The sequence below is a fragment of the Candidatus Enterococcus huntleyi genome, assembly GCF_009933175.1.
Taxonomy (GTDB): domain Bacteria; phylum Bacillota; class Bacilli; order Lactobacillales; family Enterococcaceae; genus Enterococcus_K; species Enterococcus_K huntleyi.
On sequence record NZ_MAEJ01000032.1, the window covers coordinates 192,054 to 216,517 of the forward strand.

The 24,464-nt window shown below is 40.9% G+C and carries 19 protein-coding genes; all 19 read left to right on the forward strand.

Annotation, left to right across the window (positions count from 1 at the left end):
• The first annotated feature begins 66 nt into the window (after positions 1–66).
• The 19 genes from BAU15_RS15335 (at position 67) to acnA (ending at position 24,461) form a co-directional block, all read left to right on the forward strand.
• Positions 67–4,740, forward strand: a complete 4,674-nt coding sequence (locus BAU15_RS15335) for an LPXTG cell wall anchor domain-containing protein (RefSeq protein WP_161843598.1) — start codon at positions 67–69, stop codon at positions 4,738–4,740.
• Between the two features lie 103 nt (positions 4,741–4,843).
• On the forward strand, positions 4,844–5,215 hold the full coding sequence (locus tag BAU15_RS15340; protein ID WP_161843599.1) for a DUF7006 family protein: 372 nt from the start codon (positions 4,844–4,846) through the stop codon (positions 5,213–5,215).
• 23 nt (positions 5,216–5,238) lie between these two features.
• Positions 5,239–5,769, forward strand: a complete 531-nt coding sequence (locus BAU15_RS15345; protein WP_161843600.1) for a TetR/AcrR family transcriptional regulator — start codon at positions 5,239–5,241, stop codon at positions 5,767–5,769.
• Between the two features lie 164 nt (positions 5,770–5,933).
• Entirely contained in the window at positions 5,934–7,745 is a 1,812-nt protein-coding gene (locus BAU15_RS15350) for a patatin-like phospholipase family protein (protein WP_161843601.1), read from the forward strand.
• Positions 7,739–7,957 carry a YdbC family protein gene (locus tag BAU15_RS15355; protein ID WP_161843602.1) on the forward strand — a complete coding sequence of 73 codons (219 nt, stop codon included), beginning with the start codon at positions 7,739–7,741 and terminating at the stop codon, positions 7,955–7,957. Before BAU15_RS15350 ends, BAU15_RS15355 begins: the two co-directional genes overlap by 7 nt.
• A gap of 18 nt (positions 7,958–7,975) precedes the next feature.
• Positions 7,976–8,860, forward strand: a complete 885-nt coding sequence (locus BAU15_RS15360; protein ID WP_161843603.1) for a YicC/YloC family endoribonuclease — start codon at positions 7,976–7,978, stop codon at positions 8,858–8,860.
• 66 nt (positions 8,861–8,926) lie between these two features.
• Positions 8,927–9,211: a hypothetical protein gene (locus tag BAU15_RS15365; protein WP_161843604.1), complete on the forward strand. Its 285-nt coding sequence runs from the start codon at positions 8,927–8,929 to the stop codon at positions 9,209–9,211.
• A gap of 737 nt (positions 9,212–9,948) precedes the next feature.
• Positions 9,949–10,563 carry a guanylate kinase gene (gene gmk, locus BAU15_RS15370; RefSeq protein WP_161843605.1) on the forward strand — a complete coding sequence of 205 codons (615 nt, stop codon included), beginning with the start codon at positions 9,949–9,951 and terminating at the stop codon, positions 10,561–10,563.
• Positions 10,564–10,567: 4 nt separating this feature from the next.
• Positions 10,568–10,873 carry a DNA-directed RNA polymerase subunit omega gene (gene rpoZ, locus BAU15_RS15375; protein WP_161843606.1) on the forward strand — a complete coding sequence of 102 codons (306 nt, stop codon included), beginning with the start codon at positions 10,568–10,570 and terminating at the stop codon, positions 10,871–10,873.
• A 198-nt stretch (positions 10,874–11,071) separates the two neighbouring features.
• Entirely contained in the window at positions 11,072–13,489 is a 2,418-nt protein-coding gene (gene priA / locus BAU15_RS15380; RefSeq protein ID WP_161843607.1) for a primosomal protein N', read from the forward strand.
• 14 nt (positions 13,490–13,503) lie between these two features.
• Positions 13,504–13,995 (forward strand): peptide deformylase, encoded by a 492-nt coding sequence (gene def, locus BAU15_RS15385; RefSeq protein WP_161843608.1) that lies wholly within the window; start codon positions 13,504–13,506, stop codon positions 13,993–13,995.
• Positions 13,988–14,932, forward strand: coding sequence for a methionyl-tRNA formyltransferase (fmt, locus tag BAU15_RS15390; RefSeq protein WP_161843609.1), 945 nt, complete (start codon positions 13,988–13,990; stop codon positions 14,930–14,932). Before def ends, fmt begins: the two co-directional genes overlap by 8 nt.
• On the forward strand, positions 14,932–16,296 hold the full coding sequence (gene rsmB, locus BAU15_RS15395) for a 16S rRNA (cytosine(967)-C(5))-methyltransferase RsmB (protein ID WP_161843610.1): 1,365 nt from the start codon (positions 14,932–14,934) through the stop codon (positions 16,294–16,296). Before fmt ends, rsmB begins: the two co-directional genes overlap by 1 nt.
• A gap of 13 nt (positions 16,297–16,309) precedes the next feature.
• The gene (locus BAU15_RS15400) at positions 16,310–17,071 is read left to right on the forward strand and encodes a Stp1/IreP family PP2C-type Ser/Thr phosphatase (protein ID WP_161843611.1); all 762 of its coding nucleotides are present in this window, start codon (positions 16,310–16,312) and stop codon (positions 17,069–17,071) included.
• Positions 17,047–19,086 carry a Stk1 family PASTA domain-containing Ser/Thr kinase gene (pknB, locus tag BAU15_RS15405; RefSeq protein ID WP_161843612.1) on the forward strand — a complete coding sequence of 680 codons (2,040 nt, stop codon included), beginning with the start codon at positions 17,047–17,049 and terminating at the stop codon, positions 19,084–19,086. Before BAU15_RS15400 ends, pknB begins: the two co-directional genes overlap by 25 nt.
• A 196-nt stretch (positions 19,087–19,282) precedes the next feature.
• The gene (rsgA, locus tag BAU15_RS15410) at positions 19,283–20,179 is read left to right on the forward strand and encodes a ribosome small subunit-dependent GTPase A (RefSeq protein ID WP_420022135.1); all 897 of its coding nucleotides are present in this window, start codon (positions 19,283–19,285) and stop codon (positions 20,177–20,179) included.
• A 12-nt stretch (positions 20,180–20,191) separates the two neighbouring features.
• On the forward strand, positions 20,192–20,842 hold the full coding sequence (rpe, locus tag BAU15_RS15415) for a ribulose-phosphate 3-epimerase (RefSeq protein WP_161843613.1): 651 nt from the start codon (positions 20,192–20,194) through the stop codon (positions 20,840–20,842).
• Between the two features lies 1 nt (position 20,843).
• Positions 20,844–21,482 carry a thiamine diphosphokinase gene (locus tag BAU15_RS15420; RefSeq protein WP_161843614.1) on the forward strand — a complete coding sequence of 213 codons (639 nt, stop codon included), beginning with the start codon at positions 20,844–20,846 and terminating at the stop codon, positions 21,480–21,482.
• Between the two features lie 270 nt (positions 21,483–21,752).
• Complete coding sequence (gene acnA, locus BAU15_RS15425) at positions 21,753–24,461, forward strand: aconitate hydratase AcnA (protein ID WP_161843615.1); 2,709 nt, start codon at positions 21,753–21,755, stop codon at positions 24,459–24,461.
• The last annotated feature ends 3 nt before the right edge of the window (positions 24,462–24,464 follow it).

The following is a 24,464-nucleotide window of genomic DNA, read 5'->3' on the forward strand; positions in this document are numbered from 1 at the left end:
GGCAGTAAGTCTCAAAGCTTATTTTTATAGGAACAAAAAAATGAATACATAGGAAAGGAGAAAAGAATGTTTAAAAAATTGGGTATATTTTTAGGTGTTTTTATCTCTATGTTCTGTTTTTCCGTAGCCGGATCTGCAGAAGAAAATAGCTCGGTCTATACGATCGACAATGCGCACTGGGGAATTGGCGAAGGGGCAGAATATGCTGATACCAATGCTGAAAATATTACTAATGCACTAAATTGGGCAGCTGACGAAGGTTATTCAACGATTCAGTTTCCAACTGGGGACTATATGGTTAGTGAAACAACTTTTGTATCTATTAAAGATATGGCCAATGTAACAATCGATTTGAATGGTGCAACGATTCGCATTCGACCACATGCTTTACTGAAAAGTAAAGTCATCCATATGGAACGTATAAAAAATGTTAAGTTGACCAACGGGACTGTTGCCGGGGATATCGATACACATGATTACACGAACCCTAATTCAACAGAACAAAATTCTTTAATTTTGATTGAAAGTGGCGTGGTTGATTGTACGTTTGATGGTGTCACTGTCAAGGATTCAACCGGCTGGGGTGTAACCATTGGTAAAGGGAAAGAGTTCCATAATGGCCGTTATAATTCCGGATTATCAATGTACAATCTTGAATCTGGAGGCTATGATTTAGAAACTGGAGAATTAATCGATAGTACAGAAACAATTCGTACAAAGACGTCTTTTGATGTAAGAGATTTTGTGGAGACATTTGGTGGAAAATACTTTATTCTAGGCTACGATCTGGCTTATATGAACAATATTTATTTGTCCACAAGAGAGTTTGATGCAGTCTTTTATGATGAGAACGGAAACTTTATTTCAACTGCAAAAAACCAAATGGTTTATAACAAAACAGTTGTACCAGATAATGCCTATACAGTACATTTTGTGATCCATCAGCCAAATGTTCCAATAGATGGCGATGATGATTTTAACAAAGCGGTTGCATTCTTAACTTATTACGAACAACCAACAGGTCTAGTCTTCGAAAACTGTCTCTTTGATAACAATAAGAGTTTAGCGATGGCTGTCTGTGGTGGTGAGTACATGACTATTCGCAACAACATTTTTCAAAATACGGGTATGTTAGCCCCTGCTTTTGCCATCGACTTAGAAGATGGCTGGGAGTATATGAACAATATTACAATTAGTGGAAATAAGTTCATAAATAATAAAGGCGACCTTATTTTATGTGCTGGGGATAAAGTGGATATTCGTGACAATGAATTCTCAGGAAATGTAAAAATTGCGTCACGTGCCACAAGATATAAAGTGGAAAATAATATTTTTTACAAGAACACTAAGGATGTTGAAAAAGTAGCTTATGAATTCCGAACAGATACGGTGATCCAAGGAAATACCTACTATAATCGAAGCATTATGGGTGTTAGATCAAAAGCAGTTATTCCGCAAATGGGAACAGAGCTTACTTGGAAGAATGAAACATTCATCAATAGCGGTATTATGGGAATGGTTAACGAGATGGAGTTACATGATTCAACTTTTGAAGTAGAGGATGACTTTAAAGAAGCTATCTGGATGGCAGGAACAATTCGCAACTCACATTTTTCGATTGGAGCAGCGAATTTCCGTGGGACTCAAATATATGATTCGACGATTGTCTCATTGCGCAACCAAATTAACTGTCAAGTGTACGATAACACAGAGTATAAAGTACGTTATCCACATGTTGGTTTTTATAACACGGACATAAAAAATGCAACAATAGGAACAACAGAAGTTAGTGAGTCTTTTAGTTTTAAAGACTGTACATTGAAAGATGTTAGTTTTAGCACAAATGTTTGGAGTGCTAAAACAGAGTTATTAATGGAAAACAATCAAATCGAAATGACAGCAGCTGCAAAAGCACCTTTCCTCGATCTTAGCCAAGGGCGAGTGAAAAATTTTGAATTACTTAATAATGAAATAAAGAATGCATCCAACAAACAGATCATTTCATTCTTTGATACAACATTTAAACCTGGAACTGACGGAGAACTCATCATTAAGGGGTTAAATGTTACTCAAAATAACACACCGTACATCATTGATGGTAAGAATACGAATGATGGCACACTATACTTTACTGGATATCATCCAGATAAGAACAATCAATTGCCTGAAGGCGTGAAAATGTTGAATCCACGTTATGAGGACAATGAGCATTTTATTATACGAGATCCATATGTTGAAGACAGCTCAAGTGAAACAACAGATTCGACTGATACAACGGAAACAAGTGAATCGACCGGCTCAAGCAGTACTACAGAACCAACTGATTCAACAAGCACAAGTGAGTCGACAGGCTCAACAAGTTCAACAGAATCAACTGATACGACAAGTACAAGTGAATCGACAGATACAACAAGCTCAAGTGAAACAACAGATTCGACAAGTTCAACAGAATCAACCGACACAACAAGCACAAGTGAAACAACAGATTCGACAAGCTCTACTGAATCGACCGACACAACAAGCTCAAGTGAGTCCACAGACTCAACAAGTTCTACTGAATCGACGGATACAACAAACTCAAGTGAGTCAACGGATACGACAAGTTCTACTGAATCGACCGACACAACAAGCTCAAGTGAGTCCACAGACTCAACAAGTTCTACTGAATCGACGGATACAACAAGCTCAAGTGAGTCAACGGATACGACAAGTTCTACTGAATCAATAGATACGACAAACTCAAGTGAGTCAACAGATACGACGAGTTCAAGTGAATCGACGGATACGACAAGTTCAACAGAATCGACTGATACAACAAGCTCAAGCGAGTCGACAGATACGACAAGTTCAACAGAATCGACTGACACAACAAGCTCAAGCGAGTCAACAGATTCGACAAGCTCAAGTGAATCAACAGATTCAACAAGTTCTACTGAATCGACTGACACAACAAGCTCAAGTGAAGCGACAGATTCAACAAGTACAACTGAGCCGACAGAAACGACCAGCTCAAGCGAATCAACTGATTCAACGAGCTCAACTGAATCGACTGATTCAACCAGCTCAAGCGAATCGACTGACTCAACAAGTACAACTGAGCCAACAGAAACAACAAGTTCAAGCGAATCAACAGATACGACAAGCTCAAGCGAATCAACAGATACGACAAGCTCAAGTGACTCAACAGATTCGACGAGCTCAACTGAGTCTACAGAAACAACCAGCTCAAGCGAATCAACAGATTCAACAAGCTCAAGTGAAACGACAGATTCAACAAGTACAACTGAGCCGACAGACACAACAAGCTCAAGTGAGTCAACAGATTTGACAAGCACAACCGAATCGACTGATACGACAAGTTCAAGCGAATCGACTGATTCAACAAGTACAACGGAGCCGACAGAAACAACAAGCTCAAGTGAATCAACAGATACAACAAGTACAACAGAACCAACAGAAACCACAAGTTCGAGCGAATCAACAGACTCAACAAGTACAACCGAACCAACAGAAACCACAAGTTCGAGCGAATCAACAGACTCAACAAGTACAACCGAACCAACAGAAACAACAAGCTCAAGCGAATCAACAGATTCAACAAGCACAACCGAGCCGACTGAAACAACCAGCTCAAGTGAGTCAACTGATTCAACAAGTACAACTGAGCCAACAGAAACCACAAGCTCAAGTGAGTCAACAAATGCGACAAGTTCTAGTGAATCAACAGACACAACAAGCTCAAGTGAATCAACCAATTCAACAAGTTCTACTGAATCGACTGACACAACAAGCTCAAGCGAATCAACAGATACGACGAGCTCAACTGAGTCTACAGATACAACAAGCTCAAGCGAATCGACTGATTCAACAAGTACAACGGAGCCAACAGAAACAACAAGCTCAAGTGAGTCAACTGATTCAACAAGTACAACGGAGCCAACAGAAACAACAAGCTCGAGTGAATCAACAGATTCAACAAGTACGACAGAATCGACTGATACGACAGGATCAACTGAACCAGTAGAATCAACAGATACAACAGTTCCAAGCGAATCAACAGACTCAACGGACACAACAGTTCCAAGTGAATCAACAGACTCAACGGACACAACAGTTCCGAGTGAATCGACAGACTCAACGGATACAACAGTTCCAAGCGAATCGACAGACTCAACGGATACAACAGTTCCAAGTGGATCAACAGACTCAACGGACACAACAGTTCCAAGCGAATCGACAGACTCAACGGACACAACAGTTCCAAGTGAAACAACAGATCCAACGGATACAACAAAACCGAGCGACACAACAGATCCAACGGATACAACAAAACCAAGTGAAACAACAGATCCAACAGACACGACAAAACCAAGTGAAACAACAGATCCAACGGATACAACAAAACCAAGTGAAACAACGGATCCAACAGATACGACAAAACCAAGTGAAACAACGGATCCAACAGATACAACAAAACCAAGTGAAACAACAGATTCAACAGATTCAACAGATTCAACAGATACAAAGAATCCAGGTACACCAACACCGCCAAGTGATGATGATACAAAACCTGGTCTAGGGTATGGACAGAATAATAAGCCAAATACATTAGGTAAAGGCGGAAGTAACTTGCCGAAGACAGGCGAGGAACGCAATTACTTACTCGTGATTATTGGTCTTTCTATATTATTTATAGCTGTCTATTATTCCTACCATAGAGTTAAAAAGAATAAAGGATAGTAGGATTACTTCGCAAAAAAAATAGCATCAAGGCAAAAGAACTGAATAATTTTGTTCGAACAATGGAAACAAAAATAACTAGCTGAAGGGAGAATAAGAGAATATGCAGATAAAAAATCACGAAAGTCAGTCAGTTGATAATTATTTTTCAGCTTATGATCAAGCGCTCAATCAAGTGATGCAGGCCACGGAAATGACTCAATTAGTGGAGTATTATGAGTCGTTGCAGAAAGAATTTAATCAGATTCTAGCTGACTTTAGCACCGAAGATTATTTAATTGGTATCCGCAAAATTTTATTAATAGATGCCAAGCTGCAAATTCTCTTCTTCTTTTGGTTAGAAACTGATTTACACAATTGTACAGAAGCTGAAATTATTCAGATAACTGAATCAGATGCTAAACAATTCTACGAAGAAAGCATGATGTTTCAATCAAAATCCTCTGTTCCGAAACCTTTTATAATGAATCAATAAAAAAGTAAAGGAGCAATTTAGCGATGAGAGAAACTCAATATACCGCCTCAGTTTTACTGGAAGGGGCTTATGAATTAGCGATACGGCATGGTGTCAGTAATCTTTCGGCTCGAGCAGTAGCCAGAGAGATTGGCATTTCGACCCAGCCTATCTATCTAGTATTTAAAAATATGAATGGTCTTAGAGTAGCGATGACCAACCAAATCTTTCTCAGAGTAAAAAGAATGTGGTTTTCTCAAAATAGTTCTTTGTCTGAGTACATAGGAAATGTTGCGAATTTTATTAAAAATGATAGTACCGTTTATTTTTCATTAGTAACGGATAGAGAAACGTTTAACAAAATGCAGAAGTTTCTGTATGAATTATTTGTAGATGCCATTGCGGATGACCGGTCATTAAATAAAGACGAGGCGCCCCTCATTTATAGTCATATTGTTGGGACATTGACAGCTTGCATGGGAATGGACGATGAGCCGACTGAAGAAAAATTGGTCGACAGTATCTCTGACTATGTGCAAACCAATTACTCATGCCAATCAAAAGAGCTTGTGTAGCTAAGTACGACAACAGACTGTGTTATTTTTGAGTAAAAAAGTACATATCAATAAAATGAACGGCTAGTCTAAAGGACAATAATCAGAAAAATACTGATTATTGTCCTTTTTTTGACGGTAGAAGCTAAGGGTTTGGTATACTAAGAAAAAAGGGGTGAGCCAGTATGCTCTGTCAAAAAGTATATCCTTCAGAGGTGAAAGGCCTCATACAAGCTTTGCAAAGAAGTCAGCTATCGTGGCCATTCTATGATCAGCATTCGATTGCCCGAAAAGAATTTTTGAAGAGTGTCAAAAAGGGCTATGCTTGGCAAGTCAGTGAGCAAGGGAAAATTCTAGGATTTTTGAGTTTTGCTGAACGTCAACCAGGAAAGCCAGTCATATTGACCAATGCATTGTTTTTGAATCGTCAGTTAGGCTGGAAAAAGAGCTTGTCCTTACTTGAAAAAGTCGCGAAGGAACGGTTTTGTTCAGCTGTTCAGCTGCAATTTACTGGCGGAACGGGCCAACTAGAATTCTTGCTCGAGCAAGGCTATCACTACAACCAAGAAGAGAATCAGTTCACTAAACAGCTAATCTACAACACAGCGTTGGTTCTTGGTGGTGGCGGGGCACATGGAAGCTATCAGATTGGTGTCTGGCAAGCGTTAAAAGAGTTAGGTATCTCCTTCAATATAGTGACAGGAACGTCTGTCGGGGCGCTTAATGGGGCCTTCGTCTTGCAAGGGGACAGTGAGGTTGCTAAAGAAATGTGGGAATCGCTCTCGACGGATGCGGTGATGAGTTTTCCGGCAGCTGCCAACACGAATCAAACGCTGCGGGAGTTGTTGCTGCAAATTGCTTCTTTGACCACGACAGCCATTCGAAATAGAGGGGTTTCGACCCAACCGTTACGGCAATTATTAGAGAGTCATATTCAGCTTGATAAGATAGAAGAAAGTCCGTTACGTTTATTTATTGTTACAACGGAAATGTCAGGTTTAAAGGAAACGGTCGTCGAAATTAACACAGCGAAGTCGGATCAATTAGTGGATTGGCTCTTAGCGTCTGCTTCCTTTTTCCCAGCCATGCAAGCAATCGAAATCGAGGGATTGTCCTATATGGATGGTGGTTACCGCAATAATTTATCGATTGATGTAGCTCTTCGTGAAGGTGCGACAGAGTGTATTGCGGTGGATGTCAAAGGACCAGGTATTACAAAACGCATGAGATTGTCGGAAGAGACGGTATCCATCTTGCTACATAGTCCTTGGGAATTAGGGACGTTTTTGGTGTTTGATGCGGTGCGTTCTAGACAAAATCTACAGTTGGGTTATTTAGAAACACAGAAAAAATTTGGTCAGTTAAAAGGCTATTGGTATACATTTGATTTAGCTGAGGATACAGAAACTATTTGGCACGATTTTTGGCAGGAAATTCGAGAGAGACCTTATTTAAAGGAGTATATTTCACAGGATGCTTGGTTAGAAAAAATAATCTTGCCTAGGCTGCGTAAGTTATATAAAGACAGGGTGACACTTGAAACCATCGGATTGGCGTTTATCGAGCTTGTTGCGAAGACCTTTCAACTTTTGCCAACAAAGGTGTATACTATCAATCAGTTAAGAAAAGAAATTAAAGTCAAAAAACAGCAACCCGCTAATGCTGAGTTGGGCGTGTTATCTGTACAGGAATGGTTGGATCGGTTTCGCGAAGAAAGTTTCGTTTTTTCAGAGAAGAACCAATTGTTGTATTTAAAAAAGCGCCTCATAGATGAGCTAGATAAATCAGAGATAGATAAAATCCCAGAAGTGGTCGTAAAGAGTGAGACAGAATTACAGGAAACGCATGAATTAGCTAGTGGTGAACAAGGAGCAGTAGATAGGCCGCAGCCGGATCGTGAGCAGTGGCAAAGTTTGCAAAGAGCAGTGCAGAAAAATCCGGTTCAGGTATTACTGGTTTTATTTATTGATTATTTAATGGAGGGAAGCACATGGTAAAAGAATTTTCGTATGAGATTGTTGAAGAGATTGCTATATTAAGTGAAAATCCGAAAGGCTGGCGTAAAGAGTTGAATTTAGTCAGCTGGAATGGCCGTCCACCTAAGTTTGATCTTCGTGATTGGGCACCTGAGCATGAGAAGATGGGTAAAGGGGTTACTTTGAGTAACGAAGAGTTTGAAATCTTACAAAAAACGATAAAATCTATGTAAAAAAGGAGCACCCTGTCGATGAAGAGTATGACCGGTTTTGGAAAAAGTATCAAAGAAAATGAAGCGTATCAATTGGATATCGAGATAAAAAGTGTCAATCATCGCTATTTAGATCTTCAATTACGGATGCCTAGAGAATTGAATGTATTTGAGTCGGCTATGCGTCAAACCTTAAAAGAGAGTTTACAAAGAGGTCGAGTGGAATTATTTTTCAAGTTAACACCGAAAAATAGTGGGACGAAGGAAGTGGTTATTCGCTGGGATCTGATTGACCAATTAATTCAAAAACTTCAACTAGGCTTGAATGAACGCTATGGACAGACCCAAATTTCTGTAGATGGCCTTATTCAACAACTGATTACTAATGAAGAATACATTGAAGTGTTAGAAGCCACCACAGAGGATACATTGTTGGAAGAATTGGTTCATGAAACCTTGGCAAATGCCATACAGTCAATTGAGAAGAGTCGTATCCAAGAAGGAGCGATGATTCAGAAGGTGTTAGAGAAGTATCGCCATGATTTTCTTGCATTAGTGGAGGAATTAAATCAATTTGTGACGGTTTATGAAGCAGATTATCGTGAGCGTTTTGAAAATAAATTGAATGATTATTTAGGCGAAACAGTGGACGAGTCACGTTTGTTGACGGAGATGGCGCTATTACTGGAACGCGGGGATATTCATGAGGAGCTGGATCGTTTAACGATTCACTTAGAGAAATTAGGCGAGTTATTAACGCAGTCTGAGCCAGTGGGTCGTGAGCTAGACTTTTTAATTCAGGAGATGAATCGAGAAGTGAATACAATCGGTTCTAAGTCGAGCCCAATCGCCATTAAGAATTTAGTGGTTCAAATGAAGACAGTATTAGAAAAAATTCGCGAACAAGTCCAAAATATTGAATAGCTTTCATTTCTGAAAATGGTTGAGACACGGTATACTAGAAGAAACGAATAAAGAGGAGCGAGAAGAATGAAATATTATGATATTACTTTTCATGAACTGAGTGGGAAAAGTGTCGTGAAACGCTCAATCCCTTCTTCTGAAAATGGCTTTGAGGTTTGGAAAGATGCTTGCGTTTCGTATACAGATGATGAAATTCAATTATTAGTCAACGAAGGGACTTATGTCACATTAAAACGTCCATACATTGTGCGAATTGATGCCAAAGAAGTGGAAGGACCAGTTGAAAAGCTAGTTTCTCGTCAAGATGAAATTATGGGTGTCGTTAATACGCTCTCCAATATGGGCTTCTAGATTGTTCGTTTGTCGAGAGGTCTGGTTCAAAGGGAGACATGGAAAAAATACTTGCCAGTGAGCTTTCAAATTTATTGATTTTTCGAATCAATAGAGGCGGAGGTGGCTGTGGAAGTATTTTTTTTCGTTATCAGGGAAGGATGGATTATTTTTAAAATGTTATCCTAAAACTCTCACTAATGTACTTATAGTCGTGAGGCCAGCAAATAACAAGCAGCTTTTTCCATGATTTTCACATAAATCTGTTATCTAGACATTTTTTGGATTTTTATTAAAAGGTTGTTTGTTTCGAAGTTTTTGCCTATTTTGACTGGCGTCAAATTGCAAGAATCCATTGTTTAGTAGCTTTTTTCTTTAAAAGCACCGTTTTCCACCTATAATAATACACAACAAACAACCTTTTTTGAAAAAGTTGGTCTTTTAGAGCTTTTATTTTTTTTTAAAATAACATATTTAAGGGAGGAGTAAGTCAGATTACTAACGAATTTAAGCAGGTTGTGGACTTTTGAGTTTATATAGGTGTACTTTCTAGCGAAAAAATCAGTAAGTAGAGTAAGCTAACTGAATAATTTAATGAGTGAGTCTAAGGCTAGAAAAGGCTGGGAAAATTGGTGATAGCTTCTGGCTTGGCTAGCTTTTTAGAGAAAATCTCGGTATAATAAAGAAAGCCTTGAAAATTACAGAAAAAAAGTGCAAAATAGACGTTAAGCGAAAAAGACAAGTGAAAGGACGTCATTATGACAGAACGTGGATTATTAATTGTGTTGTCCGGTCCTTCCGGTGTAGGTAAGGGAACCGTACGCAAAGCTATTTTTGAGAGTGAAGATAACGACTTTCAATACTCGATTTCAATGACTACTCGTAAGATGCGAGCAGGGGAAGTCGAAGGTGTCGATTATTATTTTCGGACGAGAGCAGAATTCGAAGCGATGATTGAAGCTGGTGAGATGTTGGAATATGCTGAGTATGTTGGAAATTATTATGGGACACCCCTGTCATACGTCAATAAAACCTTGGATGAAGGCAAAGACGTCTTTTTAGAAATTGAAGTTCAAGGTGCACAACAAGTCAAAGAAAAAGTTCCAGATGGTATTTTTATCTTCTTAACTCCTCCTGACCTAGCGGAATTAAAATCGCGAATTGTCGGGCGTGGAACGGATGCTGAAGAGGTCATTGAGCAGCGTATGCAGATTGCTCGTGAAGAGATTGAACTGATGGCCTTGTACGACTATGCTGTAGTAAACGATCAGGTTCCATTAGCGGTTGAACGAATTAAAGAAATTATTGCTAGCGAACATTTCCGCGTGGATCGCGTAATTGGAAAATACATTAAAATGCTAAAGGAGATGTAGGCTCATGATGTTAAAACCATCTATTGACTCATTATTAAATCAAGTAAACTCAAAATATTCTCTTGTGATTTTGGCAAGTAAACGTGCCCACGAATTAGATGCTGGGGCTCAAGCGACGATGGAAAAGTTTGACTCTGTCAAAAGCGTTGGTCAAGCACTAGAAGAAATTGATGGCGGATCAGTTATTAACGATCCAAATCCAGAATTAAAACGGGAACGTTTGAAAATGGAATCAGAAGAGAAAAAAGCACAACGTGAACGTGAGCAGCGTGAATTAGAAGCGCGTATTCGCGACGAACAAAACCTATAAAATGAAAAGTGAAAAGCGGGGACAGGGTAAAGTGAATTGTCTCGGCTTTTTTCTTTGCCTATGAAGGGGCACCGAGCTCTCTAATATTTTCGTTAAGAATAGCGAAGCAACAAGACAAATTAGCGCTTCTTTAGTACAATAGTCGAGAAGTGAACAGTGAAAAAAGACTTAAAAGGTGAAAATGAAGGAGGAACTGTGATGAATAAATATGCTGAAGTAATTGTTGATGTACCTGCGATGCAAACCGATCAACCATTTACTTATTTTATTCCGCAAGCCTTGCAGCCTTCTTTACGAAAAGGTATGCGTGTGGAAGTTCCTTTCGGCAATGGTAATCGACATGTGCAAGGGTTTGTGACCGCCGTCATCGAGAACTTACTGCCTAATCCAACGATTCCATTAAAAAGTATTGTCCGCGTGCTAGATTTATCCCCAGTCTTAAATAATGAATTATTGGCGATGGCTGATTATATGAAGGAAAAGACTTTTGCCTTTAAGATTATGTGTTTACAAACCATGTTACCGAGTGTCATGAAAGCAGAATATAGTAAATATATTTTCTTAAAAGAGCTAAATCATGCGGCAAAAGCTCTTTATTTTAAGGAAGCGACCGAAATTTCTTGGGAAGAGGCGGAAGAGACGGGCATTTTGCCGCAGTTAATGCAGCTACGCCAAGAACAGGTTGTCGATATTCGTTATGAAGTGAAAACGAAGAATAAAGTGAAAACGATCCGAATGGTTCAAGCTAAATTGGCAAAAGAACGTTATCTAGAAGAGCAAGCACAGCTGTCTAAACAAGCCAAGAAGCAGGGAGAGTTACTGTCACAGTTGATGGAACAGGGCGAGGAGTTACTCTCAGTTAGCTACTATAAAGAGCAGGGCTTGAGTACGACGATTTTAAACCAAGGGAAAGATAAAGGTTGGCTGTCGTTTGTCGAAGTGGAACAGTATCGTGATCCATTTAGTGAACAGACCTTTGAACAGACGCAGGCTCACGAATTGAATTCGGAACAGCAGGTGGCGGTTGAGACGTTGGTGAAAAGTGTTAAAGAGGCACAAAGTACGACTTATTTATTGGAAGGCATTACCGGCAGCGGTAAGACAGAAGTCTATTTGCAGACGATTTCGGAAGTCTTGCAGATGAATAAAACAGCGATTATGTTGGTGCCAGAGATTGCTTTGACCCCACAAATGGTGGAACGTTTCAAAGGACGTTTTGGCGAAGCGGTAGCGGTCTTACACAGTGGCTTGTCGCAAGGCGAAAAATACGATGAATGGCGGAAGATTGAACGTGAAGAGGCCCAAGTAGTAGTTGGCGCTCGCTCGGCTATTTTTGCGCCGCTGCAAAATTTAGGTGTCATCATCATTGATGAGGAACATGAAGCGACCTATAAACAAGATGAAGCCCCACGCTATCATGCCAGAGATTTAGCCTTGTGGCGAGCAAATTACCATCATTGTCCGGTAATTTTAGGGAGTGCGACGCCTTCATTAGAATCACGATCACGGGCTCAAAAAGGTGTCTATCAATTGTTGACGCTGTCGAAAAGAGCGAATCCAAAAGCTTCGTTACCGGTCGTTGATGTGATTGATATGCGTGATGAATTTAAGAAGCAAAACACTACGTCATTCTCGCTTTCGCTGCAAGAAAAAATTAGCGAGCGATTGGCGGCTGATGAGCAGACGGTCTTAATGTTAAATCGTCGTGGCTATTCATCATTTGTGATGTGTCGGGATTGCGGTTACGTATTGCCTTGTCCAAATTGTGATATTTCGTTGACTTTACATATGGATACAAAGACGATGCGTTGTCATTATTGTGGTCATGAAGAGGGAATTCCTTATCGTTGTCCAGATTGTGGCAAGGAAAAAATTCGCTATTATGGCACAGGTACTCAAAAGGTTGAAGAGGAACTACAGGAGCTATTTCCTTCTGCACGTATCTTGAGAATGGATGTTGATACCACCCGAAGAAAGGGTGCGCACGAAAAGATTTTAACTGCCTTTGGTGAAAAAAAAGCCGATATTTTATTAGGCACACAGATGATTGCTAAGGGCTTGGATTTTCCAGATGTCACGTTAGTTGGGGTATTGAATGCCGATACTTCACTGAATTTACCTGATTTTCGTTCAAGTGAACGCACGTTTCAGTTGTTGACACAGGTAAGTGGGCGCGCTGGCCGAGCGCATAAAGCTGGGGAAGTGATTATTCAAACCTTTAATCCAGAGCATTATGCGATTCGTTTGGCTCAGACGCAAAATTATGAGGATTTTTATCGACAAGAGATGAGTGTCCGGCATAGAAGTGACTATCCACCTTACTATTTTACAGTGAAGATTACCGCGAGTCATCCCGAAGAACAGGTGGCTGCGAAAAAAATATTTGAAGTGACCAAAGAATTAAAAGAGGCTTTAAGTGAGCAAAGCTTGTTGTTAGGACCGACGCCGAGCGCTATTATGCGCGTGAAGAATCGCTACTATTATCAAGTAATTATTAAATATAAAAAAGAACCCAATCTGCAGAGCGCGCTAACGAAGCTGTTAAATGATAGCCAAATAGCTCAAAGACAAGGCTTGTTGCTGTCGATTGATAGTGAACCGATGCATTTTATTTAAGAAAGGAAGTTGGCATGCGTTACCCAATTATTATTTATCCAAATGAATTGTTAACGAAAAAAATGGCTCCAGTGACGGCGATTACCGACGAGATTATTACCTTGCTGGATGATTTATATGAAACGATGGTCGCTCATGATGGGATTGGAATTGCTGCTCCACAAGTTGGCAAAAATCTGCGAATTGCACTGGTCGAAGTCGATGAGGGCGATTTATTTGAGTTGATTAATCCGGAAATTATCGAGAGAAAAGGTAGTAGTATTGATGTCGAGGGGTGTTTGAGTATCCCTGAAACATATGGCACAGTTGAACGAGCGGATGAGATTACGGTGCGCTATTTTGATCGTGAGGGTGAAGAGATTGAGGTTATTGCTTACGACTACCTCGCTAGAGCTTTTCAGCATGAAATTGATCATTTGGATGGTCAACTATTTATTGATAAAATAATTGAGCGGATTGCGGCAGATCAATTAGAAAAATACATGGAGGAACATCAAGATGACTAAACTGGTTTTTATGGGAACACCGGCCTTTTCAGTGCCAATTCTAGAAGGCTTGATTGAAGCAGGCTACGAGATTCAAGCAGTGGTGACACAGCCTGATCGTCCAGTTGGGCGTAAAAAAGTGATTACCGCGACACCGGTGAAGGAAGCGGCAGTAGCCCATGATTTATTGGTATTGCAACCAGAAAAAATCTCAGGCTCCCCTGAGATGGCAAAAATTCAAGAATTAGCTCCTGATATGATTGTTACAGCGGCTTTTGGGCAATTTTTACCAGAAAAATTATTACAGGTACCGACCCATGGCGCAATCAATGTGCATGCCTCACTCTTACCAAAATATCGTGGTGGTGCGCCGGTGCATTACGCAATTATTGAAGGCGAAACAGAAGCTGGCGTGACGATTATGGAAATGATTAAAAAAATGGATGCCGGCGGAATTTTCTCTCAAGCGAAGCTGCCAATCACTAAACAAGATGATGTGGGCACGATGTTTGATAAATTGAGCCAGTTAGGCAAAGACTTGTTATTAGAAACCTTGCCTAAAATTCTTTCAGGAGAACTATCTGCTGTACCACAAAATGAAGCAGAAGTCACATTTTCGCCAAATATTTCGCGGGAAGAAGAAGCGATTGATTGGCAAAAAACAGCGGTCGAAATCGATAACAAAGTCCGGGGCATGCGTCCTTGGCCGATTGCTTTTACAACCTATGAAGGGGCTCGTTGGAAAATTTGGGAGACTGAGCCTTTAGTAGAAGAAACCACAGACGAACAACCAGGCACCATCATTCACAAAAGTAAGAAAGAACTCTGGATTGCGTGTGGCAATCACAGTGTATTAGCAATCAAAGCATTGCAGCCAGCCGGCAAAGGTAAGCAAGATATTCAAGCCTTTCTTAATGGTGTAGGACAAGCAGTGACTCGCGGACAGCAGGTGAACTAATGGGAAATAGACTTCCAGCAAAAATCAGAAAATCCGTGCGCTTTGTCGCACTTGAAACGCTCGAACGCGTCAATAAGGGCGGAGCGTATTCAAATTTATTATTAAATGACATGATGTCAAAAGCAAAACTAAGCGAAAAAGACGGTCGCTTATATACTGAATTAGTCTATGGGACTATCAGTCGTCGTTTGCTATTAGAATTTTACTTGCAACCCTTTATCAAAAAAGCTAAAAAAGTCGATGACTGGGTAGTCACACTCCTATGTCTTTCGTTATACCAATTAGAGTTCTTAGATAAAGTCCCAGCGCATGCGGTTTTAAATGAAGCCGTTGAGATTGGGAAAGCCCGTGGAAATGTCGGGATTGGTAAGTTTGTCAATGGCGTCTTACGTACGATTCAACGCGAAGGCTTACCGAATGTAGCTGACATCAAGGATCCAATCGAACAATTGTCAGTGGAGATTAGTATGCCCTTATGGCTAACGAAAACCCTCGTTGAACAGCTAGGGATTGAAGAAACACGTGAACTTGGCTTGTCTCTTTTTGAAGTCAGTCATGTGAGTGCCCGTGTCGATACACGGATGGTGGAACGACAAGAAGTGATTGCAACGCTAGAAGAGGAAGAAAATATCGTGGCGCGAGAAAGTCAGATTTCACCTTATGGGATTGTCGCTGAGAAAGGTTATTTAGCGAATAGTCGCTTATTCCAATATGGCTTAATGACCGTGCAGGATGAAAGTTCGATGCTCGTAGCACCAGCGATGCAAATTCAGAAGCATCACAAAGTTTTAGATGCTTGTGCCGCTCCTGGTGGCAAGACGACGCATATTGCAACCTTCCTTGATCCAACATTTGGGGGCGAGGTAACAGCCCTGGATATTCACGATCATAAAGTCAAATTAATTCAAGAAAATGCGCAACGATTACGAGTGGAAGAAGCAGTTCAGGCTAGAAAACTTGATGCGAGAACGATTCATGAAAACTTCGAACCAGAAAGCTTTGACCGTATTTTAGTCGATGCTCCATGTTCAGGATTAGGACTGATGCGCAGAAAACCTGATATTAAATACCATAAAAAATTAGAGGATTTCCTGAATTTACAAAAGATTCAGCTAGAAATTTTAGAAAGTGCCGCCCCAGCACTAAAACATTCGGGTATAATGGTTTATAGTACGTGTACAATCACGAGAGAAGAAAACCAAGCAGTCGTTGAGCAGTTTTTAGCGGCGCATCCAGAATTTGAAAAAATTGACGTGCCTGTGGCTCCACAAATTGAGGCGGCAGTAGTAGAGCAGCAATTGCTATTATATCCACATCAATTTATGACGGATGGGTTCTTCATTTGTTGTTTACGCAAAAAGTAGTGAGGTGAATGGAATGAACATTTATTTTCAATCAGATGTTGGCAGGCGTAGAAACTCCAACCAAGATTATGCGAATCTCTTCAAAAATAAAGAAGGTATTCAATTAGCCATTTTAGCCGATGGTATGGGTGGCCACTTAGCGGGTGACGTTGCTAGCAAGATGGCAGTCAATGATTTGGGTAGTGCTTGGGAAGAGACGGAGATTCTTAACGAGGAAAAAGCAGCCCAATGGTTTATTCAACAACTCCAAATAGAAAATGAACGAATCTATGAAAAAGGGCAATCGATGCCTGAATACAATGGTATGGGAACAACAATTGTAGCTGTGGCTATTTTTGAACGAGATTTTGTGATTGCCAACGTCGGCGATAGTCGCGCTTATTTGCTACGTAGTCAAAAAATTCTTCAATTAACGGAGGATCATTCTCTCGTGAACGAATTGGTCAAATCGGGAGAAATTAGTCGTGAAATGGCGGCCAATCATCCACGGAAAAATGTTTTGACGCGTTCTGTTGGCATGCCGGGGTTACTGGAAGTTGACGTGACCAATCAAGAATGGCTTGCTGGAGACTACGTTTTAGTCTGTTCAGATGGCTTAACAAACATGGTCAGTGAAGAAGAAATTCAGGCGATAATTAAAGGGCCAGAGAGTCTTGAGCAGAAGGTTAATCAATTGATCGAACAAGCAAATGCTGCAGGTGGAGCTGACAATATTACTGTCTTAATCATTCAATGTGAGGAGGAAGATGTATGCTTGAAATCGGTCGAAAGCTAAACGGTCGCTATAAGATTATCGGTAATATCGGTAGTGGCGGTATGGCGAATGTTTTCCTAGCACATGATCTGATTTTAGACCGCGATGTAGCAGTTAAAGTCTTACGTTTTGACTTTCAAAATGATACGGCAGCCATTCGTCGTTTCCAACGAGAGGCGCTTGCTGCAACGGAGCTTGTGCATACGAATATCGTCAGTGTCTATGATGTTGGTGAAGAAGAAGGTATGCAGTATTTGGTGATGGAATATGTTAAAGGAATGGATTTGAAACGCTACATTCAAACACATTACCCAATCCCTTATAGAACGATTGTTGATATTATGCAACAAATTTTATCGGCGATTGCGTTGGCCCATGAGCACCGGATTATTCACCGGGACTTGAAGCCGCAAAATATTTTGATGAATGAAGAAGGAACAGTCAAGATTACTGATTTTGGGATTGCAATTGCACTCTCAGAAACGTCCATCACACAAACTAATACGATGCTGGGCTCGGTGCATTATCTATCGCCTGAACAAGCTCGTGGTAGTATGGCAACGAAGCAGTCTGATATCTATGCGCTGGGGATTATTCTCTATGAGTTAATGACAGGGAATGTGCCGTTTGATGGTGAATCGGCTGTGACAATTGCTTTGAAGCATTTTCAAAATGACTTACCTTCTATTAAGAATTATGATAGAAATGCTCCGCAATCCATCGAGAATGTCATTTTAAAAGCGACCGCTAAAGAAACTGCGGATCGTTATAAAACAGCAGAGGAAATGAGCCATGATCTAGCGACAGTTTTAGATCCTGAACGTCTTAATGAACCTGTCTGGAAACCGGCAGCGATGTTGGGAGAAACGATGGTTTTACCGAATGTTTCAGAGACGGCAGAAGTGGCTAAAGAGCCAACTCCAGTCCCTGTGCAGCCACAAACAAAACCAGTGGAAGAGACACCTGAGCCAGTGAAGAAAAAGAAGAAAAGACATTGGCTGATTCCTATAATCATCCTACTTTTCTTAACTTTAGGTGGGGCGGCTTATTTTTGGGCAACCAGTGGTAGCGACAAAGATATTGCTATTCCTGACGTTTCTGGCTTAACGGCAACTGAAGCTGTCGCTAAATTAGAAGAAAAAAACTTAAAGGTTGCTAGTGAGACTGAAGAAATTCCTGATGATACGATTGAAGCAGGTCAGGTGGTTAAAACTAATCCTGCCGCAGGAACTAAGTTAAAAGAGGGCGGTAGTACAGAGATCGTGCTGTATATCAGCTCAGGAACAAAAAAAATCGAACTAAGTAATTATGTAGGCAGTCAAATCGATGAAGTCATTACTAAATTGAAAGAGTTAGGCTTCACGGAGGACCGCATAAAAACAACAGAAACGTTTGATGAAGAGGCGGCGGAAGGGGAAATTATTGAGCAGGCCCCAACTGAGGACCAAGAAGTTGATCCTAAAGCTGACACGATTTCCTTCACCATTAGTAAAGGTCCAGAAACCGTCACATTAGAAGACTATACAGGCTGGACATACCAAGATGCTCTGAATGATTTGACAAGTAAAGGCATTCCTACCGGACAGATCCCGACCGAATATCAAGAGGCGGAAGGCGAACCTGACCGAGTGCTGAGTCAGAGTATTAATGGTGGAACAGATGTGGTTCCTGGCGATACGACAGTGACGCTTTATGTGAGTAAAGAAAAAGAAATTGAGAAAATTACGCTTGATGATATTAGTAATTACTCGAAAAAAGATGCCCGCGATTATCTGAGAGAAATCGGCATGACGCTTGTCGAACAAGAAGAGTTTAGTGAGACAATCACGGCTGGTAATGTGATTCGGACCGAGCCTGGTGGCGGTCAAACCTTAGAAAAGGGTAGCTCCGTTAAGGTGATCTACTCGAAAGGGAAAGATCCATCAAAAGCTGAGTCGACTCCAAAAGATAATGGCACAGGGAGTGGTACTGGTACAGGAAGTCAGCCTAATAAACCGGAGGATAACTCTGGTAAAGAGGAAACAGATGAATCTTAAAGGCAGCTAGAGCTTGTGCTTGTAGAGGAAATCAGTTGACAGTATGGCTAAATAAGTAAGAAAAAAGAGCGTCAGCATTGACCAAAATTTTTGGTGTGCTGAGGCTCTTTTTCTAGATAAGTCAGAATAAAGTAAGTGGATTTCGTAAATTTTCCCATCTTGAAAAAGAGTGTGTTAGAATAAATAGGACAAAGAGATTGTAGGAGGTGTCATTATTAAAGGACAAATAAGAAAAGCATTGAGTGGATTTTACTATATATATTCAGAGGGCATCACTTATCAAACACGGGCGCGCGGAAATTTCCGAAACCGGAATATTACACCTTTAGTTGGGGATGACGTGATTTTTGAAAGCAGCAATTTAACTGATGGCTATTTACTAGAGGTTTTGCCCCGAGAGAATGAGTTAGTTCGGCCACCCGTCGCAAATGTTGATCAAGGAGTCGTGGTCACGAGCTTGATTGAGCCTAATTTTTCGTATAATTTACTTGATCGATTTTTAGTTACGCTAGAAAACAAAGGAATTGAGCCGATTATTTATTTAAGTAAGACGGACTTGGACCCAACGAATCCTTTAATAGAAGAAATTAAACAGGTCTATGAGGCGATTGGTTATACAGTTATTGTACCCAAAAAAGATCAGGGGATTCGCGCTTTAGAGCAGTTATTTCCTGAAAAATTAACGGTCTTCATGGGCCAATCGGGTGCGGGGAAATCAACTTTATTGAATCAATTAGCCCCTGATTTAGATTTGGCAACGGCAGAAATATCAGAGTCATTAGGTCGTGGGAAGCATACGACCCGCCACGTAGAATTATTGCCAATGTATGAGGGGCTTGTTGCTGATACGCCAGGCTTTAGTGCGATTGAATTTTTAGAAATTCCAGCAGTCGAACTACCGAGAGAATTTCCGGAATTCGTGGCAGCTGCTGCTAAGTGTAAATTCCGCGAGTGCATGCACGTTAAAGAGCCATCTTGTGAGGTCAAAAGACAGGTTGAAGCAAACGAAATTGCTCAATCTAGATACGATAACTATAAGCAATTTCTCCAAGAGATTGAAAATAAAAGACCCATTTATAAAAAGAAAAAATAGGAGGAAACAGGAATGAAGATTGCCCCATCAATTTTAAGCGCGGATTTTGCGAATCTGCAGAGAGATGTTCAATTAGTCGAGAGAGAGGGCGCTGATTATATCCATATTGATGTGATGGATGGACAGTTTGTCCCGAATATTACGATTGGTGCAGGTGTTGTTGCAGCTTTACGTCCTGTGACTAAATTGCCACTAGATGTTCATTTGATGATTGCTAATCCGGAAAATTATATTGATGATTTTGCTAAGGCTGGTTCGGATATTATCATGGTGCATGTGGAAGCAACGCCGCATGTGCATCGAGCGGTCCAAATGATCCAAGCGCATGGCGTAAAATCAGGTGTCGTGATTAATCCAGGCACACCTGTATCAGCAATCAAACATGTTCTTTCGATGGTGGATCAAGTGTTGGTGATGACGGTTAATCCGGGCTTTGGTGGCCAAAGCTTTATTGAGGAATGTGTAGAGAAAATTGCTGAACTAGCTGCTCTTCGCACAGAAAACGGCTACTCATATGAGATTGAAGTGGATGGTGGAATTGTGCCAGAAACAGCTAAGCTATGTAAAGAAGCTGGAGCGGATGTCTTTGTTGCTGGTTCTTATATTTATTCTGCAGAGAATCCAAGTGAACGAATGGATTTATTAAAAGAGGCGCTGAAATAATATGAACATTCTTGTTGTCGCAGGTGCTAACCCAGATACTTGGCCAACGATGGATTTGACTGCATTTGATTACTTTGTTGGCGTGGATCGTGGGGGCTTGTTTTTAACAGAAAGAGGCTATCCTTTAACGCTAGCAGTGGGGGATTTTGACTCTCTATCGGCATCAGAAAAAGAGTCTGTCCTCAGTAAAGCGGGTAAGGTCTTAGAATCGCAGCCTGAGAAAGATGATACCGATACACAACTTGCTTTGCAATCTGTTTTTGAACAGTTTCCTGAAGCAGAAGTGACCTTAATCGGTGCAACAGGTGGTCGACTCGACCATTTACTCTCTAATTTATGGCTCGGTTTGGAACCACGTTTCCAACCATTTCTATCACGTTTTGTACTGCGAGATAAACAAAATAGTCTGCGCTATTTTACACCAGGCGAATACCGCGTATATAAAGAGCCAGAAATGAAATATTTGGCGTATTGTTGTTTGACTCCAGTCAATGAGTTGTCTTTATTTGAAAGTAAATATCTGCTAGACAAACAGGATATTCCATACCCTTATTCCTATGCAAGTAACGAATTTGTGTCAGATACAGCGAGCTTCTCTTTTAGCGAGGGACTAATCGCTGTGATTCAAAGTAAGGATTAAAGAAACCCAAAACCCACCTTATTCAGTTTTGTAGAAAAAAACTGAATAAGGTGGGTTTCTTTGTTTTTGGAAACAAAAAAAGTTTTCCACTGTGGATAACTTTGAAAACAGGCTAAAATGAAAAATTTGAAATAAAAATAAGAATTTATCCACAGGACTGTGGGTAACATCAGAATGTTAGATTAAAATAAAATGATAAAGATTAATTTACAATGAGAAAGAAAATAGGTATACTGAAATTTATGAGCAGACTAAGGAAGGAGTGGAAAAATGAAAAGTAAAAAATTGGCGAAACAAACATTAGATTTTCGAGGAACGCCGTATACGTACTATGCGTTGGAAAAAATTGCGACAGCATTTGGCACAGATGTCGCTAAATTGCCTTATACCATTCGAATTTTATTGGAATCTTTGATTAGGCAAGAAGATGGTGTGGATATTACTGAGGAGACTATTCGAATGCTGACCTTGTGGGCTGAGGAATCTGTGGAAGGGGAAATTCCTTTTAAACCGACCCGCGTTGTCTTACAAGATTTTACCGGTGTGCCGGCGATTGTTGATTTGGCTTCGATGCGTGAAGCGATTGTGCGTTTAGGTGGAAGTCCGGATCAGATCAATCCAGAAATTCCTGTGGATTTAGTCGTGGATCATTCGGTTCAAGTCGATTATTCAGGTAATCCCCAAGCGCTAGCTGCCAATGCCAAACTAGAATTCGAACGAAATTATGAACGCTATGAATTTTTAAAATGGGCGCAAAATTCCTTTGACAACTATCAGGTAGTGCCACCTGCGACAGGGATTATTCATCAAGTAAATATCGAATTTTTATCAGAGGTTGTTGTGACAAAAGCCAAGGGTGCTGAACTGGAAATTTTTCCGGATAGTCTGGTAGGAACGGATTCGCATACGACGATGATTAATGGAATTGGCGTTTTAGGCTGGGGTGTTGGTGGGATTGAAGCAGAAGCTGGCATGCTAGGCGAACCTTCATATTTCCCAATCCCAGAAGTGATTGGCGTAGAACTAGTTGGGGCGATGCAGTTAGGTGCGACCGCAACAGATGTTGCCTTACGGGTGACGCAGCTATTACGTGAAGAAAAAGTGGTGGGTAAGTTTGTTGAATTTTTTGGTGCGGGCTTAAAGGAATTGAGTTTGGCTGACCGTGCGACGATTGCAAATATGGCTCCTGAATATGGTGCAACGTGTGGCTTTTTCCCAATTGATCAAGAAACGCTAGCTTATATGCGCTTAACTGGCAGAGATGAGGCCCAAGTACAATTGACGGAAGCTTATGCCAAGGCCAACCATTTATTTTATGATGAGCATCAATCTCCAAGCTATACAAAAGTGTTAACCCTTGATTTAAGCACCATCTCAACCAATTTGTCTGGACCGAAACGGCCACAGGATTTAATTCCATTGGAGGAAATGGCGACGCGGTTTTCTGAGTCGGTTACAGCACCAGAAGGCAATCAAGGATTTGGTTTGACCCCAGAAGAGTTGGATAAACAAACAACGGTTGTGCTAGATGATGATCAGTGGACAGTCGGCACGGGTGATTTGGCGATTGCTGCTATTACTAGTTGCACCAATACTTCTAATCCGTATGTCATGCTAGCGGCTGGTTTACTTGCGAAGAAAGCTGTCCAGCAAGGGTTGCGTGTGGCTCCGACTGTCAAAACTTCCTTAGCTCCAGGTTCGAAAGTTGTGACGGGCTATTTGGAGGAATCTGGACTATTGCCATACCTCGAAAAATTAGGGTTTGCAGTAGTTGGTTACGGATGTACCACGTGTATCGGTAATTCTGGCCCGTTATCACCTGAGATGACTGAACAGATTCAAGAAGCTAATCTATTAGTCGCTTCAGTCTTGAGTGGGAATCGAAATTTTGAAGGTCGAATTCATCCTTTAGTTAAAGCGAATTATCTAGCGTCGCCACCATTAGTGGTTGCTTATGCATTGATGGGGACAGTGACCAAGGATATGAATCAGACGCCGTTAGGGACAAATGAGCAAGGAAAGCCGGTTTATTTAGCGGATATTTGGCCTAAAAAAGAAGAGATTGATCAGTATGTTGAGACGTATGTCACGCCGAGCTTATTCCAAAAATATTATTCTGAAGTTTTCCATGCTAATGAGGATTGGAACCAGATTCCAACTACCGCTGAGGCTTTGTATAACTGGAACGCAGAATCGACGTATATTGCTAACCCACCTTATTTTGAAGATATGTCGGTGGACCCAGTGGAGATTCAAACGCTCGAGGGTCTGACAGCTCTTGCTAAATTCGGTGATTCTGTGACGACCGATCATATTTCACCAGCGGGTGCGATTGCTATGCGTTCGGCGGCGGGGACTTATTTGATTGATCAAGGGGTTTCCCCTAAAGATTTCAATTCATTCGGATCAAGACGTGGCAATCATGAAGTGATGATGAGAGGAACGTTTGGCAATATCCGTATTCGAAATCAATTAGCGCCTGGGACAGAAGGCAGTTTTACGACCTATTTTCCAACCGGAGAAGTCCTTTCCATCTATGATGCGGCGATGAAATATAAGCAGTCAGGTAAAAGCTTGATTGTCTTAGCTGGCAAAGATTACGGCATGGGTTCTTCGCGTGATTGGGCAGCTAAAGGGACTAATTTATTAGGTGTTAAAGCCGTGATTGCCGAAAGTTATGAGCGGATTCACCGATCGAATTTGGTCATGATGGGTGTTTTACCTCTTCAATATCTAGAGGGTGAAACAGCTGAAACCCTAGGATTGACGGGTACAGAAAGCTTTACGATTCATTTGACACCGGAGACTGGTATCGGCGAGATTGTGACAGTCACGGCTGAGAAAACAACGGGCGAACAGCTCGAATTTAAAGTGAAAGTCCGGTTTGATGCGAAAGCTGATATTCGTTATTACCAACACCAAGGTATTTTACCAATGGTGATTCGAAAGAAAACCCAACATTCAACAGCAGCTGAATAATAG